Source organism: Micromonospora sp. NPDC000668 (assembly GCF_042897975.1).
GTDB lineage: Bacteria > Actinomycetota > Actinomycetes > Mycobacteriales > Micromonosporaceae > Micromonospora.
In genome coordinates this window covers 66280-84181 of record NZ_JBIAYP010000005.1, presented here as the reverse complement: position 1 = coordinate 84181, position 17902 = coordinate 66280, and the positions used below count along the sequence as shown (strand labels likewise).

The window sequence follows — 17902 nt, the reverse complement described above, 5'->3', positions numbered from 1 at the left end:
GGCAGCGCTGGACGAGTGTAGATGTAACACCCCAGATTCCCGCGACGCCTGTAAATGATGGAAAGGTCGGGTGCGCGGCCTGACGAACGGGCGGAACCGCACCACCCCCGCAATCTCGCCCGGTACCTGGACCGAACAGCGCACCATGAAGCCCGTCGGGAGATATCCCATGGCTAATTCGACACCTCGTACCCCACCGCCGCGCTGGCCGGGCAGCCACAACGGCGTCGCCGCGCCCGCCGTCTGGAACCTGCCAACCCAGCCACTTCCCCAACAGCCGCAACGCTCGGGCGAGTGGTGGCCCTATGCGGTGTTCGGCGCAGGGACCCTACTGCTCGGGTGCTTGGCGATGGTGGTCGTCCTGCTGGCCAGGTAGCCCGCGGGGCGCCGTTTCTTACTTGCTGTCAGGCAGCGGCAGGCCCGGCCACGGGCGTTCAACGCCTGTCGGCCTCGGCCAGGTGCGAGGTCGGGCAGGCCACCGCGATCCTTAGGCCTTTGCCGACCGACGCTGCGACGGTCGCGTCGGCAATAGTTGCTAGCGCACCGCTGTTACATGATCCTGCCTCGGCCTGCAGCGCTAGACGATCATGGACGGGCTCTGAGCCGCCGCGGTACCCTCGCCAACCGTCGTGAGCAACTGGCGATCGGCTCGAAGCCGGTAGGAGCACGGCCAGTAGGCCTGGCAGTCTCGACACCGGCGGGGGTCGTCATCACACTGCCGGTGCCGCTCCGCCAACACGTGCCACTGCTCCAGGTCCATGTCCACGCCTTCCTGATACCCAGAGCGCGACCCCGGCACGCCCGGGCCGTGCAGCCGTGGCCCACAGTCAAGCGTGGCAGGAGTGTCATGTCCCGGAAGGTGTGTCAAACGTGTGTCCCGGGACGTGTGTCATGGGGTTGGGGTGAGGCGGACGTAGCGGGTGTCGTTGGTGGTGGCATGGCCGATGGGGTGGCCGCCCGCGGTGTAGACGGTGATGCGGTGGTGGTCGCGGATGGCGGTGAGGTGGTGTCCGCGCCAGGCGCAGCCGATGCCGATGCGGGCGGCTCCTTTCAGCGCTGCCGCCGTACCCCAGCGCTGTCTCCTCGGCGCGCTCAGCCCGGCGGCGGCAGGGCGGTTGATGGCTGGTGCCGCCGGGCGGGCACACTGGACGGCCATGTCGCCGTTCACGCCCACCCTCCGGTTGCACGATCGGTACGTCCTGCGCGAGCGCATCGGCCTCGGCGGGATGTCCGAGGTGTGGCGCGCCGACGACGAGGTGCTCGGCCGGCCCGTCGCCGTGAAGGCGCTCGCCGGTGAGTTCGCCGTCGACCCGCAGCTGCGGGCCACCATCCAGCGCGAGGCCCGCGCGGCCGCCCGGCTGACCCACCCGCACGTCACCCAGGTGTACGACTACGGCGAGGCGACCCTGGCCGGCGGCACGGTGGTGCCGTACCTGGTGATGGAGCTGGTCGACGGGCGCAACCTCGCCGATCGGCTCACCGGCGGCCCGCTCGCCTGGCCGGAGGCGGTCCGGATGGCCGGCCAGGTCGCCGCGGCGCTCGCCGCCGCACACCGGATCGGGGTGGTGCACCGCGACATCAAGCCGGGCAACGTCATGCTCACCGACACCGGCGCCAAGGTGCTCGACTTCGGCATCGCCGCGCTCGCCGGCCCGCACCACCCGCTCGCCGGACAGACAGGCGAACTGCTGATGGGCACCCCGGCCTACTTCGCCCCGGAGCGGCTGGCCGCCGGCCCGCCCAACCCGGCCAGCGACGTCTACGCCCTCGGTGCCGTGCTCTACCGCTCCCTGGCCGGCCGGGCCCCGCTGCCCGTGCAGACCTGGGAGGACGCGATGGAGGTGCACGCCGGGCGCACCCCGGTACCGCCGCTGCGCATCCCCGGCCTGCCCACCGACTTCGCAGAGCTCAGCCTCGCCTGCCTGGCGGCCGACCCGGCCCGCCGGCCTACGGCGGCACAGCTCGCCACCCGGTTCGGCGCCGGCCAGCCGGCCGATCCGCCCACCGCGGTCCTGCCCACCCTGCCGGCCAGCCGGGCGGCCGTCGCGCCCGCGCACCCGCCCACGCTGATCGACCGGTCGCTGCCCACGGCGCGACCGGTGCGCGCCGCATCGCCGGCAGGCCAGTCGCGCCGGTCGAATCGGCTGCTCGCGGTGCTCGTCGCGGCCGGCCTCGCCCTCGCCGTCGGGGTGGTTGGAATGCTTACCCTCGGCGGCGAACCGGACAATCCGCCCGCCGCGCCACCGGTCGCCGTCACACCCGTCGAGCAGCCGGCGTCGGATGCACCGGGTGATTCGTCCGATCCGGGTAGCGCTCCGCCAACGACCGGCGGGCCCACCCCGGTCACCCTGCGGCAGCTGACCGCCCAGCTGACGGCGGTGATCGACAACGCGGAGAGCCGGAGCGAGATCGACCCAAAGACGGCCGAGGAGCTGCGGGACAAGCTCGCCGATCTGGACCGGGGCAAGCCCAAGGACCGCGCCAAACGGATTCGGGAACTGAGCGAGCGGGTCGCCGACGCGGCCGACGGGGGCCGGATCAGCGCCGACACCGCCACCCGCCTTCAGGACCTGCTCGCCGGGTACTCGCAGGCGCGGGACGAGGAAGACGACGACTGACAGCTCAGGCGCAGGCTGATGCGGTCGTTGTCCGAGGCAGGCGAGGGCTGCTATCCGACCGGCGTTCCGTTGAGGTGTCGTCGCGCCGTCCCGGTCGGTGACGCCAGCTCGCCGGTCGATGTCTCCGCCACGGTGGCGGTGGGGTCGGCGGCGCGCGCGGCGAGCACGCGGGCGGCATTGGACGGGTCGAAATCGCCCGGGATCTGGCTCGCCTCACCGTGGGCCATGGCGTTACTCGGTGGCGCCCAACTCCGGTTTGGCCTTCGGCACCGGCGGCGGCCACGTCCGGCTGAATCTGGCCACCGCACCGGAGCTGATCACCGAGGCGGTACGCCGGATGGCCACCGCCGATTTCCGGGGCAAACTTCGTCAGCTATTGCCCGGCTGTTCGACGCTCCCGCCGGACAGGGGGTGATCATTCGACAGCGCCGGCATGTCTGTCACAACCGTCGGGACCGGCAGCGCCTACGCCCCTGGTGGGCGTGGCGGGCAACTGATGGCATGTCCTCGACGATGCTCGTGGTCGGCCCGAAGCTCGGTGTTGCGCTGGTCGTCCTGACCCTCGTGGCTGCGGTCGTCGTGACCCTCGGAAAACTGGGCCACGGTCGGCAGGTCATGGTCGCCGCCGTCCGTGCCGCGATCCAGCTGGGTGGCGTGTCGCTGCTGATCGCGGGCATCGTGGTGTCGCTGTGGGCCACGGCCGCGTTTGTGGTCCTGATGTGCGCGGTGGCGGCTGGCACCTCCGGTCGGCGTGTCACGGGCGGTGCCCGAGGCTGGTGGGCCGGTGTGCCGATCGTCGTGGGCAGCATGGCCGTGGCTACCTGTCCCAGGCACCCAACGACGGCGGCCTCGGGCTGGGCACGGACTTCACCAGCGCCCTGTTCCTCGCGACGATCCGGGGACTGGTCGCGTACCTGAACGTCACGAAGCGGGACGTGTCGGACCAGGACACCGGGGCCCCGCTCCGGTGACGGCACCTCACCATCGGGGTAGCAGGCCTGCCCCCGCCCCTTTGCACGCGATGATCGGAGGTGACGCGGACCCGGCCGGGCCCGCCGGGGACTACGGGCGGGAAGGAACGAACGGCGTGCGCGTGCTGGTCGTCGAGGACGAGACCGCCCTGGCGGAGGTGATCCGCACCGGCCTGACCGACGAGGGATTCGCTGTCGATGTGCAGCACAACGGGACCGATGGGCTGTGGGCGGCCACCGAGAACCCGTACGACGTGGTGGTGCTCGACATCATGCTGCCCGGTCTCAACGGCTATGAGGTGTGCCGCCAGCTGCGCTCGCGGGATGTGTGGACGCCGGTGCTGATGTTGACCGCCAAGGACGGCGAGTACGACCAGGCCGACGCGTTCGATCTCGGCGCCGACGACTACCTGATCAAGCCGTTCTCGTTCGTGGTGCTGGTGGCCCGCCTGCGGGCCCTGATCCGCCGCGGCGCTCCCGCCCGACCGGTGATCCTGACCGCCGGCGACCTGGCAGTGGACCCGGCCCGGCGGCAGGTGACCCGCGCCGGGCAACCGATCCGGGTGACCGCCCGGGAGTTCGCGCTGCTGGAGTTCCTCATGCGCCACTGCGGCGACGTGGTGTCCAAGCGGCAGATCATCGAGAACGTCTGGGACGCCAACTTCGACGGCGATCCCAACATCGTCGAGGTGTACGTCGGCTACTTGCGCCGCAAGATTGACCAGCCGTTCGGCCGGAGGGCCATCCAGACGGAACGGGGCATGGGCTACCGGCTGGCCGCCGACGGCGGGTGACAGCGTCGGGGGGCCAAGTTCACAAAATGCGTGTGTGATCAGTGAACCGATCCGCTCTGGAGCGCAACAGTAGTGGCGATGGACAACGAGGATTTGATCGCTGCCGTGGCTGGCGGTGACGAGAGCGCGCTGCGGGAACTGTTCTCGCGGCACGCCCCGTGGCTGGCTGTTCGGCTGCGCACGGTGCTGCCGCCCCCCGACGTGGAGGACGTCCTGCAGGAGACCTTTCTGGCCGCCTGGCGAGGCGCCGCGGCGTACCGACGTGAGGGTGCCGGCGGCTGGCTGTGGGGGATAGCCCGCCGCCAGGCCGCGCTGTGGCTGCGCCGACGAGGGCAACCAGAACTGCTGCTCTCCGCCCTGGCCGAATCCGTTGGCCAGCACGGCGCAGACCCGGCTGACGCGGCGCTGTCCAGGGCCGAGCTTGCCGACGCCGTGAAGGTGCTGGGGCCGGAGGGCAGCCTGCAGCGCGAGACCTGGCGATTGATGTACGTCGAGGACAAGTCCGTGGCTGAGGTGGCTGAGTTGATGGGTGTTCCCGCGGGGACGGTGAAGAGCCGCGCGTACCAGATCCGCCGGCTGATGCGCGCTGCCCTGCGGCGCCACGAGCCGGCGCGCGATGGAGGTGCGCGGTGACCAGCGGTGATGCGACGCGCCAGGCCCAAGAGCCCCAGGAACGCGGCCCCGGGCCAGAAGACGTCGATCTTGGTCGGGTCTGGATCGGGGTGGCCGCCCAGGTATGGCGTCGCCATCCCGGGGCGGTGGAGCGGCTGGCGGGCCACCTGCTCCGCTCGCCGGGCCTGGCCCGGGCGTTAGTGACGACGCCGTCGCTGCTGCTCGGGTGGGTCAGCGCTACTGCGGTGGTGCTGCTCGCCGGACTGCTCGCCACGCTGAGCACCGGAACGCCGTACGTGGCCCTCCTCGCGCCCGCGGTCGCCGCCGTGGGCATCGCGTTCGCCTACGGCCCGGGGATCGACCCCACGTGGGAGCTGTCGTGCAGCATGGCGGTCAGCGATCGCATGGTGCTGCTGGTCCGGGCAATGGCGGTGTTCGGTGTAAACGCGGCGCTCGGGCTGGCCGCCTCGGGCGCCTCGGGATCCGCCACTGCGGTCACGCTCGGCTGGCTGGTCCCGATGACCGCGGTGTGCGCGCTGGCCCTGGCCGCCGCGACCGTCGCCCGGTCGGCGAACGTGGGCGTGGCCGCGGGCCTGCTCGGCTGGACGATCACCGTTCTGTCCGGGCAGGTGGCCGCCGGTCGCCTCACCGCCGCGGTCACCGAATCCGCCCTCTGGCCTGCCTACCTGGCGTTCGCCGCCTGCTGCGCGGCGATCGTCCTCTATGCGACCCGGACACCGAGAGGAACGTCATGAACGTCGAGATCAGCGATCTCACCCGACGCTTCGGCCGCACCGAGGCCGTCGCCGGGGTGACGATGCAGACCGGCCCCGGAGTGTTCGGTTTGTTGGGACCGAACGGGGCGGGAAAGACATCGCTGTTGCGGATGATGGCCACGGTGATCCCACCGTCCTCGGGTCGCTTACGGCTGCTCGGCCGAGATCCCGACCAGTACGGGCAGCGCCGGCAGATCCGGCGCCGGCTCGGCTACGTGCCGCAGACCCTCGGCTACTACCCGCGGTTCACCGTCGTGGAGTTCGTCGAGTATTTCGCACTGCTCAAAGAGATGCCGCCAGCGCGAGTGCATCACGCTGTAGCGGCCGCGATTGAGCGTGTGGGCCTGGGCGACAAGGCGACGGCGAAGCTACGCACGCTCTCCGGCGGAATGCTGCCCCGGGTGGGAATCGCGCAGGCCATCGTCAACGATCCCGAACTGCTCCTGCTGGACGAGCCGACCGCCGGGTTGGATCCCGAGCAGCGGGTGGCGTTCCGTGCTCTGCTGCGCGACCTGGGGCAGCGGGCCACCGTCATGGTCAGCACGCACCTCGTCGAGGATGTCGGTGCCGCCTGCAGCGAGGTCGCCCTGATGGACCGGGGAAAGATCGTTTTCCAGGGGACGCCGGAGGAGTTGACCGCGCGCGCCGAGGGAACCGCCGCGGCCGGCGATGCTCCCCTGGAGCGCGGATACAGCGCGGTGCTAGCGCAGGCACGCGCGTGACCGCCGCTTCAGTAATGCCTGCGCCGGGCGAAACAGCTCGTCGTACGCGCCTGGCGCTCACGGTGACGGGAGGGCTGCTGCGGCTGGAGACGCGCCGCAGCGTGATGCTGTGGATGCTGCCGCTGGTCGCCATGCTGTTCTGGTTCATCACCTACCGCCCGAGCATGGCGTCCCCGCCGTTGTGGAACGTCCGGGCCATGGCCATGCAGACGACCACCCTGGCGGTTTTCGCGCCGACGGTGGTTGGCGCCGCCGCCTGGCTGGGTTGGCGGGAGCGTCGTCATCGCATGGCCGACCTGGTGATCGGTACGGCCCGGCCGCGATGGGCTCGCCAGCTCGCGACCTGGGCCGCGACCACCTGGTGGGCGATCGTCGCCTACCTGGGATGCGTGGGTGTCCTGTACGGGGTGACCGCGTGGCAGGGTGCCTGGGGCGGGCCGTTGTGGTGGCCGGCCGTGGTGGGCGCCGTGAGCATGCCAGCGTTCTCCGCGCTCGGGTTCGTAGCCGGGGTGCTTCGCCCCAGCCGGTTCACCGCCCCGCTGGTCGCGATCGGCGTGTTCCTCGCGCTGCAGATCAGCCTGCAATTCATTCACGGCGACCACTCGTACTGGCAGATCTCGCCGTTGGTCGCCGGCCCCTGGGAGATCGGGCCCGACCCGGGTGTGGCGACCTTCTACCGCTACCTGCCCGACCTTCCCATCGCCCAGGTGCTGTTCCTTGCCGGCCTGACCGCGGCACTGCTGGGCGCCCTCGGCCTGCCGGCCGGCGCTGGCGGGCGGTGCCTACGCCGGTGCGCGGCGGCCATCACCGCGGCCGGGCTGTTGGCAGCCGGAACCGCGGTTATGCTGGCCGGCACCGGCCGGCTCGACGCCCACGGCATGATCGCCATTCCGCTGCTGCACAATGCGGGCAACGACCGTCCGGTGCGCTACACGCCGGTCTGCAGCCACACCCCGATCCCGGTCTGCCTGCACCCCGCCTACACCGGCTACCTGCCCGCCGTGACGGAAGCCCTCGAACCGATACTTACCGAGGTGGTCGGCCTGCCCGGCGCACCCGTGCGGATCAGCCAATCCGCCGCGATATATGAACAGGGGCCCGACAATCGCGTCAGCATCAGTCGGGCTGGCCCTCCTACGAGCGGCACGCCGCCGGTGTTTCACCTGCTCCTGCCCCACCAGATGACCACCGACGAATTTGCTGTCGAGCTACGCGCGGCCGCCGGGCACAGCATCGTGAACAGCGTCGTGGGCGGCGGCCGCGACGCGAATCCGGCGCAGCAGGCGGTCACGGAGGCCATCCTGGGCACGTCCAGCGTGGCGCCGCCCGGAAGCCCGACCGCCGCTGCGGCGCAGCGGTTAGCCGCGCTGCCGATTACTGCCCGGCGCGCCTGGCTCCTGGAGCACGTGGCGGCGCTGCGAGCGGGCCAGCTCACCCTGGCGCAGCTGCCGTGACCGGGGACGAAACGCGTAATCTCTTGTCGGCGGTGGCGCCGGGCGGTGCGGGGCGGGCGAGGTTGCGGTTGGCTCGCCTGTACCTGGTCAACCGCCGCGTCCCGGCGGCCCTGGCAGCGGTGGCGGCCTGCGCTGTCGGCCTGAGGGTCGCGCTGCGGTGGCAGTGGGAGGCATACGGGGCGCTCCAGCTGCCGCTGATCTTCGAGACCGGTTGCGCCGTGGCCATCGCTGTCACCGCCACCAGTCTCCTCGGCGAGCCGGAACGCGTCACCGGACGGTGGCTACCGTTCCTCCGGTTGGCCACCGCGGTGGCACTGACCGTCGCCGCTGTCGGTGCGCTGGCCGCCGCCGGAGCCGGTGGCCACCTGGCCGGCGGCGCCCTGGAGGTGCTGCGCAACGTCGCCGGGCTGACGGGCATTGGCCTGTTGTGCGCTGCCCTGTTCGGCGGCGCGCAGGCATGGGCCGGCCCTACCGCCTACCTGATGGTCGCCCTCTACGCGCTGTACACGCAGTGGCACGGGCCGGCGGTGACCACGCCGTGGATCTGGCCGGCCCGACCGCCGCATGACGTCGGCGCCGCACTCTGCGCCGGCTTAGTTTTCGTCGCCGGCGTGGCGCTGGTCGCGGTGCGCGGAGCCCGTGACGCCGATCCCGAAATCCCGCGCAGCGAATGATCGCGAGAGACGGCGGGGAATCGCACCACCCCGCCGTCTCTCAGCGCCTTCTCAGCCCTGAGGACCCTAGGCTGCGGATATGGCCGCCATGCGCACCTCGTTGCGGGCCCCGGCCCGGTGGGCACGCCGCCGCTTGGGCGTGCGGCTGCGCTCGGCGCTGGCCGCCACCATGGTGGTGGCGGTGGCCTTCGGAATCGGCGCAGCCGCCTTCATCTACCTGGCCCGGGCCAACCTGGTCCACACCGTGGATGCGGCTGCCCGGCAACGCGCCGCTGAGGTGGCCGCCGCGGTAGCTGACGGCGACTCCGACACCATCGCTCGGACGCTGAAGCTCAGCCCGGGGGAGCAGAGCCTGGTGCAGGTACTGGCGCCGTCGGGTGAGGTGCAGGCGGCATCGCCGACGCTCGGCGGCGCGGAGCCGCTGTCCTCACTGCGCCCCGCTGCCGGTCAAACGCTACGGGAACAGCGGACGCTGCCCTTTGCTGTCGAAGACCCCTACCGAGTGGTCGCGATCGGTGTCGGCACCAACTCGGGCACCCGCACAGTGCTGGTGGCCCAGTCGTTGCGACCAGTACACGAGAGCACCGAGGTGATCGCCGCGATCCTGGTCACCGGTTTGCCGCCGATGCTGCTGCTGATCGGCGCGGCCGTGTTCCTGTTCGTCGGCCGGTCACTGCGCCCGGTGGAGGCGATCCGCCGCCGGGTCGCGGGCATCACCGCCCGCGACCTGCACGCCCGGGTGCCGGTGCCGCAAGCACACGACGAGGTGGCGGCACTCGCGCAGACGATGAACAGCATGCTCGACCGATTACAGATGGCGGCGACCAGCCAACGGCGGTTCGTCGCCGACGCCAGCCACGAACTACGCAGCCCGCTGGCAACCTTGCAGGCCGGCCTCGACCGCCTCACGATGACACCCCTACCCGGCGCGAACGACGACCTGGTCCGACTGATGCGACACGAGTCGCAGCGACTGGGCCGGCTGATCGCCGACCTGCTGGTACTCGCCCGCATCGACGAACACGGCCTCGCCCTGCGCCGCGAGGACGTCGACCTCGACGACCTGGCCTACACCGAGCGGGACCACCTCTCCGCCCGCCGACCTGACCTGACCGTCCGAACCCAGCTCACCCCGGTCCGGGTGACCGGCGACCCTCACGACCTCGGGCGGGCGCTGCGCAACCTCGCCGACAACGCCGCCCATCATGCGCGCCACGAGGTGCTCCTACGGGTCCGGGTCGAGGACGGGTGGGGATGTTTGGAGGTCACCGACGACGGGCCGGGCGTTCCAGAGGCCCAGCGGGAACGCATCTTCGAACGGTTCGTCCGGCTCGACGAAAGCAGAGCCCGCGCCGACGGCGGGAGTGGTCTCGGCCTGCCGATCACCCGGGAGATCGTCGCGGCGCACGGCGGGACAGTGCGGGTGCTGCCCGGCCCGCCAATGACGATCCAGGTCCTACTGCCGCTGACCAGCGACGGCGAATCGAGCGACTGACCCGCGAGAGATTTGCGCCTCGCTCTTCAGGGTCCTCTCAGTCGCGAGCGGAGAGGGTCAGCTCAGCCGGTCGAGGGAGCCGGGTCGGCCACGGGATCGGACGCCCGATGAACTACCACCTGTTTCACCTCATCAACGCAGCCGCCGGACACCACGATCCGCTCGACGACGTGCTGGAATGGTGCGCCGTCTGGCTGATCTACCTTCTCGGCGCTCTGGCGGCGGTCGCGCTGCTGCTCGCCCCGAGGTCGCGTAGTTGGTCGATATTCGTGCGCGTCGGGGCGTCGCTGGCCCTGGCGTTCGTCGTCGGTCAGGTGGTCGCCCTCGCCAGCACCGAGGTCCGCCCGTTCCAGACGCACCCTGTGCACCAGCTGATTCCGCACGACCCAGGCGGATCCCTGCCCAGCGACCACGCCACGGCGGCATTCGCGGTGGCCTTCGCTGTCGGGGTGTTCCTGTCCTGGCGCTGGGGACTCCTGCTGTCGGTGCTGGCCACTGTCATCGGACTCGCCCGCGTCTGGTCAGGTGTGCATTACCCGACGGACATCCTCGCCGGCGCGGTCATCGGAGCGGGAGCCGTCCTGATCATCGCGCTTGCCGTACGCGTCCTCGACCGGCGTGCCCATCAACACCGTTCCGGCGCGGCTGCCAGCCACCACTAGCCGCTCCGGCCCGTCTGCCCCGCCCGCTCCACCCGTCACGCCCCTCTCGGAGGTCTCCTCGTGTCAACGTCCCTCGCCTTGGCGGCCGTGGGTCCCAGCTTTCTCAACCCGGAGTGGCTGATCTCCACCTTCGGGCTGATCGGCATCCTCGCCATCGTCTTCGCCGAGTCCGGGCTGCTGATCGGGTTTTTCCTGCCCGGTGACTCACTGCTGTTCACCGCCGGGCTGCTCGTCGCCGACGGCCACTACCTGCACCAACCGCTCTGGCTGCTCTGCCTGCTGGTGGCCGTCGCTGCGATCGCCGGAGATCAGGTCGGGTACCTGTTCGGTAAGCGCGTCGGTCCGAGCCTGTTCCGCCGACCCAACTCTCGCCTGTTCAAACAGGAAAACGTGCACCGGGCCAACGACTTCTTTGCCCGCTACGGTGCCCGATCCGTGATCTTGGCCCGATTCGTGCCCATCGTGCGGACGTTCACCCCGATCATCGCCGGGGTCAGCCGGATGCGCTACGGGACGTTCCTCATCTACAACGTCCTCGGCGGGACCCTCTGGGGCGTCGGCGTCACCGTCCTGGGCTACTTCCTCGGCCAGGTCGCGTTCGTCAAGGCGAACATCGAGGCCATCCTGATCGGCATCGTCGTGGTCTCCGTACTGCCGATCGGCATCCAACTACTCCGATCCCGCCGCGCCGCCGCCCGCATATCCCCAGAGGCAGTGAACCCCGCGGCAGCGGCACAAGCGCCCCGAACCGAGTGATGCGCCGCACCGACGCGGATCAGCGCGGTGCGTATGGTGAGGAATTCGCTTGTGCGGTCGCCTTGGGCCCGTGAGGACAAGAAGGCTACGTCGCCCACCGTCTCTTCGTCCGCCCAGCCCCCAGGCGGTCAGGTAGGCCGCAGTCGAGGGGTCTTCCCGTTGCCTGCGTCCCACAGCCCCACCTGAGGCGTCCTACTGATCGGGGCCGTAGAGGCCGAAATGCAGCGCTGGGTCAGCCGGATCCCAGGTGTTCGTGAACTGCGACCGTGCACCCATCTCGGCAACTCGACTGAGAAGGTTGTTGCCCAACGCCAGCCGGGCCGGCTCCCAGGCGGCCAGCGCGCGCGGAATGTCGGGCTCAGCAGAGAGCGCATCCGCGAGCGCCCAGGCGTCGGCGGCCGCCTTGGCGGTGCCGGCCGCTGCGTGGGGTCGCGCGGCGAACGCAGCGTCGCCGATTAAGGCCACGCGTCCGAAGGCCATCTTGCGCACCGCGATGTCGAGAACGATCTGGATGTACGGCTGCGCGCTCCGGGTCACCAGCTCGGCTGCCGCGGGCGGCAGCAGCTCCAAGGCGTCGGAACGCATCCGGTCGACGTACCGCTGCTGCACCTGGCCCGGGTGCACCGAGACGGGCGCGGTGAAGCCGCGCTGGTCGGTGACCATCTCGTCCAGTTCCGGACCCTCGGGCACGTTGCGGTACCAGACGTAGTTGAGCTGCCGGTCCCCTCGGGCGAGGCTGCCGTTGCTGTCGGGGATCGGGTACATGCAGAGGTGCGAGGCGTCGATGACGGCGTAGCTCGTCGCGTTGTGGATGAGGTCGGCCGTCTCGACCGACACCGCGCGCTCGGGCACGGTTCCACGCCAGCCGATGTAGCCCGAGTAGCGCGGCTGGAACTGCGGCTGAAGCCGCCGGCGCCCGATCGACGAGATTCCGTCGGCGAACACCACGAGCTCGGCCCTCTCGGTCCGGCCGCTGGTGAAGCGGATGTCCACGCCGTCGTCGTCCTGACTGACTCCGACGGCGTACTCGCCGATGTGGTAGTGGTCGGTGCCGAAGTCGTCCAGCAGCACGCGGTACATCGTTGTCCAGGAGCTGAATCGCCAGGCGGCGGGCTCCTCATGCACGATCTTGTTTCCTACGCCCAGGTAACGCGTCACCGACGAGCCGATGCTGATGTCGTCGACGCCGAAGCTGTGGGGTCGTTCGACGATCCAGCGGACGGTGTCGGGCTGGAGGACGATGCCGCCGCCTCGGCCGTCGAGGTACGTCGGGGTTCGCTCGAAGACGTCGACCTCAAAGCCCTGCTCCCGCAGCAGCAGGGCCGCGGTGAGTCCGGCGAACGAGCCGCCGACGACGACCGCGCGGCGCGCCTCAGTCATGGTCGTACCTCTCGCTGTTGTCGAGTGCGGGTCCGTACGGGTGGTGCTCGAGGTTGACGACGATGGCGTCCTGGGTGGTGCGCGCGACGATCATCCGCACCGGCTCGGCGCCGCTGGCGTTCTCCTCCCAGTGCACGACGTGGGGCTTGATGTAGACGAAGTCGCCTGGGTGCGCCTCCCGCATGTCGTCGAGGGTGTCGCCGACCCACCAGCGACCCACCCCGCTGAGCACGTAGAGCGCGGTCTCGGACTGGCCGTGGTGGTGGACACCGGTCTTGCTGCCCGGGGGGAGCACCGAGAGCCCCATCCACAGGTCCTGGGACCCGAGGCGGCGGGCGGAGACGGCCTCGAAGCGCTTCAGGCCGGACGTCTGGGGTGTCTCGTCGGAGAGGTCGTCGCCGCGGATGATGTGCACGTCGGCCTCGCGGGACCTCCCGGGCGGCTCGGCCTCGGACAGGTGGTGATCGTTCATGGCGCCTACTGTGGCCTCCGCTGGCCCCGTTCGGACATGTGTCGCCACACAGGTATGGCGCGGAGTCGGGTGTCGTGGCACAGTCGCGCCATGCAGACGAGCGGTGCCCTGCACCTGCGCCCCTGGCTCGAGGCGATCGCGACCATCGCCACCGTGATCAATCGACCGGTTTCGCCGCCAGAGGTGCTCGACCTCGTGTCCGAGACGGCGGCTCGCCTGCTTGGCTACGACTTCTGCGCCGTCTTGATCGTCGACGAGGAGGGCAATTCGCTGGCCATCACCGGCACTTACGGCCTCTCGTCGAGCTACATCCAGCAGGTCAACGCCGACCATCCGGTGATGCTGGACCCGGACGACGAGCTGCAGGCTCCCTCCAGTAAGGCGTTCCTCACCGGTAGGTCGGTGCAGGTGGTTGATACCCTGGCCGACGCGACCTTCCTCCCGTGGGGTGGGGTGGCGCGCCAGCAGGGCTACCGCTCGTTGATCTCGGTCCCCGTTGTGTCGTCCGGCGTGCCCGTCGGGACGCTCAACTGCTACAAGCGGGTTCCCCACGAGTACGGCGCCGACGAGCGGGATCTGCTCTCTCTGCTCGCCGACCAGGCTGGCGTCGCGATCGAGACGACCAGGCTACGCGATCGCGAGGCCGCGACCATCGCCGAGCTGCTCGCGGCCAACACCGCTCTCGCCGAGCAGCACGAGTTGCTGCGTCGCGGGGAGGCGGTGCATGAGCAGTTCACCCAGGTCGCGCTCCGGGGCGGTGGCGTTGCGGGGGTCGCGGCGGCGCTGACCGAGGTGCTGGGTACATCGGTCGTGGTGACCGAGGAACCGTCTGGGGCCGAGCTGGCCGCGGTGAAGCGCGACGAGAACCCTCTCGTCACGCAAGACACGGAGGCGCACTCGACGCCGGTGATGCTCGGCCTGGACACGGTCGCTCGGATCTGGGTCCCCCGGTCCGTGCTGCCGCTGCCCGCCATCGACGTCCGCGCGCTCGAGCACGCCGCCACGGTCTGCGCCCTCGAGGTGCTGCGGGCCCGCACGGCACTCGAGGTCGAGTGGCGCCTGTCCGGCGAGGTGGTCACGGACCTGCTCACCGGGAATCCAGCGGGGTTGGTGACGGCCGCCGAGCGGGCGGGCCGGCTCGGTCTCGACCTGACGAACCCGCATGCCGTGATCGTGGTCCACGGCGGCACGCAGCGTGCCGGGTCCGCCCGCGTCCTGTCGGTCGCGAGGTCGCTGGTGGCCACCGCTCAGCCCCGTGCGTTGGTCAGCGCGATCGCGGACGACGTCGTGTTGCTGTTGCCGGCGAAGGACCAGGCCGACGCCTTGGACCGCGCCGGTCAGCTCCAACGGCAGCTGCGCCGTATCGGCGTCGGGGCGGACACCGGGGTGGCAGTCTCGCCGCTCTGCACGACGCTCGCCGACTACCCCGCGGCCTACCGACGTGCCCGCGGTGCGGCGACGATCGCCCAGCTCCGTGGGCAGGCCGACACGGTCGCGAGCTTCGAGTCGCTGGGCGTGCACGGGCTGCTGCTGCAGCTCGAGGACGTCTCGGAGCTACGTCGCTTCGCCGCCGAGACGCTCGCCCCGATCCGCGCCCACGACGCTACGCGCGGGACTGCTCTCGAGCAGACGCTGCGCGCCTACATCGCCCACGACCTCAACACCGCTGCCACTGCCGCAGCGCTGTTCGTGCACCCCAACACGGTCGGCCTGCGCATCCGCAAGGCCGAGCAGCTGCTGGGGGTGTCCACCGCGCACGTGCGGTCCCTCGCCGAACTCCAGATCGCGCTGAGTGCCGACGAGGTGGCCGACGCGCTCGGGACCCGTGGTCAGGACGGCGGCACGGCACGTGGCTGAGCACCGCGCGGGAGCACGAGCAACGGCACCAGCCACAGCATGGCGACGACGACCAGTGTTAAGGAGGCGTGCCCGTGGTCGGCTGCCCACCCCATGGCCGGGGTCGCCGTGACGACGAGACCGAACGCGGCCGTGTTCATCATCCCGACGGCAGCCGCCGGTCGCTGCGGGTAGCGCGCTTGGGCGGCGCCGACCACGCTCGCGAACGGCAGTCCGCTGAACAGCCCGAGCACCACCACGGCCAGGACCGCGACCACCGGCGCGGTCGGTCGGGACAGCGCCACGGTGGCGGCCGAGCACGCGATCAGTGCGAGGACACAGATCGTCCGGCTGTGGGTGGGCCACATCGCCGCGATGTGGCCGCCGAGGGGCCGGCTCACCACGGAGAGGCCGAGCACGCCCGATCCGATCACGGCGGCCGCCGTGGACTCGAACGACCAGATGTCGACGAGCAACGTGGTGGCCCATGACGAGAGTACGAGGCCCACGCCGAGCGTGACGGCGTGGACGGCGGCGAGGCGGAACAGCTCACCGTCGCGCAACAGCGTCGACGGTGGTGATCCGGCGGTGTGGACGCCATGCGTGGGCGTCGCTCGGCGGGCTCCGTCCGGCGGTTGCCGCGCCGCCAGTACCAGCGCGAGGGCCGTCACAGCAGCTGTCGTGACCCAGGGAGCCCGCCAGTCCAGCACGAGCTCGGCGAACGGCACCACGAGCACGGCCGCTCCCGACGCGGCGAGCGCCACGCCACCGAAGATCCCCATGCCCCACGATCCGCGGCCGCTGCTGCGCGCCAGCTCGGCTCCGGAGACGAAGCAGACGGCGAATCCCGTCCCGGAGGCGATCCTGGCCGCCACCGCCAGCCAGGGCAGGGGAGCCAGCAGGGCCAGCAGGTGCGCGGCGACGACGAGGGACAGCCCGGCGGCCGCCGCCGTTCGCACGCCGAGGCGGTCGACCAGGATCCCGCCGGGGAACTGGAGGGCGGCATAGGGCGCGGCCAGCGCGGCGGTGAGCAGGCCGACCCAGAGAAGGTCGGCGCCGTAGGCGGCCGCCATGGTGCTCGCTGCGGCGCCCGCGGCCGTCATCGCCCAGCCGGCCGAACCGCCGAGCAGGCAGGCAAGAAGGAGCGTCGGAGCGGGGGGCGCCGCAGTGGTCGCCACTTCAGGTGTTTTGCGGGAAGCCGAGCTGCACTCCGCCGCTCGGCGCGCCCCACCGCGACGTGATGACCTTGGCGCGGGTGAAGAACCGCACCCCCTCGGCACCGTGGGCGTGCGTGTCGCCGAACAGTGAGTTCTTCCAGCCGCCGAAGGAGTGGTGCGCCACCGGCACCGGCACCGGCACGTTGATCCCGACCATGCCGACCTGCACCTCGTTTTGGAACCGCCGGGCGGCCGGGCCGCTGGAGGTGAACAGGGCGGTGCCGTTGCCATAGGGGTTGGCGTTGATCAGGCGAAGCGCCTCGTCGAAGGATTCCGTTCGTACGACTGCGAGAACCGGGCCGAACACCTCGTCGCGGTAGACCGACATCTCGGGGGTGACATGGTCGACCAGCGTCGGCCCCAGCCAGAAGCCTGACGCCTCGCCATCCACGTCCCAGTCGCGGCCGTCGACGACGAGCTTGCCGCCCTCCGCCTCCGCCGCCTCGACGTACGAGGCAACCCGATCGCGGTGCTCGCGCGTCACGAGCGGCCCCATGTCGACGTCGCGGCGCCCGGACCCGACCGACAGGGCACGTGTCCGGTCGGCGATTCGGGTCACCAGGTCGTCCGCTACCGGTCCCACCGCGACGACAACGCTGATTGCCATGCACCGCTCGCCGGCTGAGCCGTAGCCCGCGCTGACGGCGGCGTCCGCAGCGGCGTCGAGGTCGGCGTCGGGGAGCACGACCATGTGGTTCTTGGCGCCGCCGAGGGCCTGCACGCGTTTGCCCGACACGGCTGCGGTCTCGTAGACGTGCCGCGCGACGTGCGTCGACCCCACGAACGACACCGCCTCGATCGCGGGATGTCTGAGCAGCGCGTCGACCGCTTCGGCGTCACCCTGCACGACGTTGAACACACCGGCCGGCAGGCCTGCCTCCTCCCACAGCCGCGCCAGCCAGATTGAGGCCGACGGGGTCTTTTCACTGGGCTTGAGCACGACGGTGTTGCCCGCCGCGATGGCCACCGGCACGAACCACAGGGGCACCATGGCCGGGAAGTTGAACGGGTTGATCACGGCGACCGGTCCCAACGGCTGGCGCACGGTCGACACGTCGACACCGGTGGCGGCGTTCTCACTCACGGCGCCGTGCAGCAGCTGGGCGATCCCGCAGGCGACTTCGACGACCTCCTGGCCGCGGCTGACCTCTGCGACGGCGTCCGCCATCACCTTGCCGTGCTCGTCGGTGATCAGCTCGGCAAGCTCCGTCTTGCGTGTGTTCAGCAGCTCGCGGAAACCGAACAGTGTCTGGGTGCGGCGGGCTAACGACGTGTCGCGCCACGCCGGGAACGCCGCGACGGCGGCGTCGACCACGCGGGCCACGTCGTGCGTGGACGCCAGTGCCACCGCGGCGGTCACCGCTCCGGTCGCTGGGTTGGTGACCGAGGCGGTACGGGTGCTCGCACCCGCGAATTCTTGCCCCATCCAGTGGTTCACACGCGCCACGTCGCCGTTCATCTGC

19 protein-coding genes are annotated in these 17902 nt (G+C 70.9%); 13 read left to right on the top strand and 6 right to left on the bottom strand.

Going from position 1 to position 17902, the window contains the following annotated elements; all coding sequences use genetic code 11:
- Positions 1-889 precede the first annotated feature (889 nt).
- Complete coding sequence (locus tag ACFY29_RS25045) at positions 890-1168, bottom strand: hypothetical protein (protein ID WP_386990066.1); 279 nt, start codon at positions 1166-1168, stop codon at positions 890-892.
- Here ACFY29_RS25045 and ACFY29_RS25040 point away from each other — a divergent pair.
- On the top strand, positions 1155-2618 hold the full coding sequence (locus ACFY29_RS25040; protein WP_386990064.1) for a protein kinase: 1464 nt from the start codon (positions 1155-1157) through the stop codon (positions 2616-2618). The genes ACFY29_RS25045 and ACFY29_RS25040 overlap by 14 nt on opposite strands.
- A 50-nt stretch (positions 2619-2668) precedes the next feature.
- Here the strand turns inward: ACFY29_RS25040 and ACFY29_RS25035 are convergent, their stop codons facing one another.
- Positions 2669-2845: a hypothetical protein gene (locus tag ACFY29_RS25035; RefSeq protein WP_386990063.1), complete on the bottom strand. Its 177-nt coding sequence runs from the start codon at positions 2843-2845 to the stop codon at positions 2669-2671.
- Positions 2846-2856: 11 nt separating this feature from the next.
- On the opposite strand from ACFY29_RS25035, the gene ACFY29_RS25030 reads away from it, so the two are divergent.
- From ACFY29_RS25030 to ACFY29_RS24980, 11 genes are all read left to right on the top strand, one after another.
- Positions 2857-3033, top strand: a complete 177-nt coding sequence (locus ACFY29_RS25030; RefSeq protein WP_386990061.1) for a hypothetical protein — start codon at positions 2857-2859, stop codon at positions 3031-3033.
- 98 nt (positions 3034-3131) lie between these two features.
- Positions 3132-3536, top strand: coding sequence for an ABC transporter permease (locus ACFY29_RS25025; protein ID WP_386990059.1), 405 nt, complete (start codon positions 3132-3134; stop codon positions 3534-3536).
- 169 nt (positions 3537-3705) lie between these two features.
- Positions 3706-4383: a response regulator transcription factor gene (locus tag ACFY29_RS25020; RefSeq protein WP_328415375.1), complete on the top strand. Its 678-nt coding sequence runs from the start codon at positions 3706-3708 to the stop codon at positions 4381-4383.
- 78 nt (positions 4384-4461) lie between these two features.
- Positions 4462-5016, top strand: coding sequence for an RNA polymerase sigma factor (locus tag ACFY29_RS25015; protein ID WP_386990057.1), 555 nt, complete (start codon positions 4462-4464; stop codon positions 5014-5016).
- Positions 5013-5750 carry a hypothetical protein gene (locus ACFY29_RS25010; RefSeq protein ID WP_328415379.1) on the top strand — a complete coding sequence of 246 codons (738 nt, stop codon included), beginning with the start codon at positions 5013-5015 and terminating at the stop codon, positions 5748-5750. Before ACFY29_RS25015 ends, ACFY29_RS25010 begins: the two co-directional genes overlap by 4 nt.
- A 62-nt stretch (positions 5751-5812) precedes the next feature.
- Positions 5813-6493: an ATP-binding cassette domain-containing protein gene (locus ACFY29_RS25005; RefSeq protein ID WP_386990800.1), complete on the top strand. Its 681-nt coding sequence runs from the start codon at positions 5813-5815 to the stop codon at positions 6491-6493.
- 62 nt (positions 6494-6555) lie between these two features.
- Positions 6556-7947, top strand: coding sequence for a hypothetical protein (locus tag ACFY29_RS25000; protein ID WP_386990054.1), 1392 nt, complete (start codon positions 6556-6558; stop codon positions 7945-7947).
- Positions 7948-8015: 68 nt separating this feature from the next.
- On the top strand, positions 8016-8621 hold the full coding sequence (locus ACFY29_RS24995) for a hypothetical protein (RefSeq protein WP_386990052.1): 606 nt from the start codon (positions 8016-8018) through the stop codon (positions 8619-8621).
- A gap of 79 nt (positions 8622-8700) precedes the next feature.
- Positions 8701-10116, top strand: a complete 1416-nt coding sequence (locus ACFY29_RS24990; protein ID WP_386990050.1) for a sensor histidine kinase — start codon at positions 8701-8703, stop codon at positions 10114-10116.
- A 107-nt stretch (positions 10117-10223) separates the two neighbouring features.
- Positions 10224-10778, top strand: a complete 555-nt coding sequence (locus ACFY29_RS24985; protein WP_386990048.1) for a phosphatase PAP2 family protein — start codon at positions 10224-10226, stop codon at positions 10776-10778.
- Positions 10779-10838: 60 nt separating this feature from the next.
- The gene (locus ACFY29_RS24980) at positions 10839-11534 is read left to right on the top strand and encodes a DedA family protein (RefSeq protein ID WP_386990046.1); all 696 of its coding nucleotides are present in this window, start codon (positions 10839-10841) and stop codon (positions 11532-11534) included.
- A gap of 192 nt (positions 11535-11726) precedes the next feature.
- Here the strand turns inward: ACFY29_RS24980 and ACFY29_RS24975 are convergent, their stop codons facing one another.
- Positions 11727-12914 (bottom strand): FAD-dependent monooxygenase, encoded by a 1188-nt coding sequence (locus tag ACFY29_RS24975; protein WP_386990044.1) that lies wholly within the window; start codon positions 12912-12914, stop codon positions 11727-11729.
- Entirely contained in the window at positions 12907-13386 is a 480-nt protein-coding gene (locus tag ACFY29_RS24970) for a cupin domain-containing protein (protein ID WP_328415393.1), read from the bottom strand. The genes ACFY29_RS24975 and ACFY29_RS24970 overlap by 8 nt, the downstream gene beginning before the upstream one ends.
- Before the next feature lie 90 nt (positions 13387-13476).
- Between ACFY29_RS24970 and ACFY29_RS24965 the strand changes: the two genes are divergently transcribed.
- The gene (locus tag ACFY29_RS24965; protein ID WP_386990042.1) at positions 13477-15243 is read left to right on the top strand and encodes a GAF domain-containing protein; all 1767 of its coding nucleotides are present in this window, start codon (positions 13477-13479) and stop codon (positions 15241-15243) included.
- Here the strand turns inward: ACFY29_RS24965 and ACFY29_RS24960 are convergent.
- On the bottom strand, positions 15216-16400 hold the full coding sequence (locus ACFY29_RS24960; protein WP_386990041.1) for an MFS transporter: 1185 nt from the start codon (positions 16398-16400) through the stop codon (positions 15216-15218). The two genes, ACFY29_RS24965 and ACFY29_RS24960, sit on opposite strands and share 28 nt — an antisense overlap.
- Before the next feature lies 1 nt (position 16401).
- Positions 16402-17865, bottom strand: a complete 1464-nt coding sequence (locus tag ACFY29_RS24955) for a CoA-acylating methylmalonate-semialdehyde dehydrogenase (RefSeq protein WP_386990798.1) — start codon at positions 17863-17865, stop codon at positions 16402-16404.
- Positions 17866-17902: the final 37 nt, after the last annotated feature.

Bases quoted from the DNA above. Each gene is read 5' to 3' on its own strand.
- ACFY29_RS25040 (WP_386990064.1), top strand. From the start codon at position 1,155: ATGTCGCCGTTCACGCCCACCCTCCGGTTGCACGATCGGTACGTCCTG.
- ACFY29_RS25035 (WP_386990063.1), bottom strand. From the start codon at position 2,845: ATGGCCCACGGTGAGGCGAGCCAGATCCCGGGCGATTTCGACCCGTCC.
- ACFY29_RS25025 (WP_386990059.1), top strand. From the start codon at position 3,132: ATGCTCGTGGTCGGCCCGAAGCTCGGTGTTGCGCTGGTCGTCCTGACC.
- ACFY29_RS25015 (WP_386990057.1), top strand. From the start codon at position 4,462: ATGGACAACGAGGATTTGATCGCTGCCGTGGCTGGCGGTGACGAGAGC.
- ACFY29_RS25005 (WP_386990800.1), top strand. From the start codon at position 5,813: ATGCAGACCGGCCCCGGAGTGTTCGGTTTGTTGGGACCGAACGGGGCG.
- ACFY29_RS24990 (WP_386990050.1), top strand. From the start codon at position 8,701: ATGGCCGCCATGCGCACCTCGTTGCGGGCCCCGGCCCGGTGGGCACGC.
- ACFY29_RS24985 (WP_386990048.1), top strand. From the start codon at position 10,224: ATGAACTACCACCTGTTTCACCTCATCAACGCAGCCGCCGGACACCAC.
- ACFY29_RS24975 (WP_386990044.1), bottom strand. From the start codon at position 12,914: ATGACTGAGGCGCGCCGCGCGGTCGTCGTCGGCGGCTCGTTCGCCGGA.
- ACFY29_RS24970 (WP_328415393.1), bottom strand. From the start codon at position 13,386: ATGAACGATCACCACCTGTCCGAGGCCGAGCCGCCCGGGAGGTCCCGC.
- ACFY29_RS24965 (WP_386990042.1), top strand. From the start codon at position 13,477: ATGCAGACGAGCGGTGCCCTGCACCTGCGCCCCTGGCTCGAGGCGATC.
- ACFY29_RS24955 (WP_386990798.1), bottom strand. From the start codon at position 17,865: ATGGGGCAAGAATTCGCGGGTGCGAGCACCCGTACCGCCTCGGTCACC.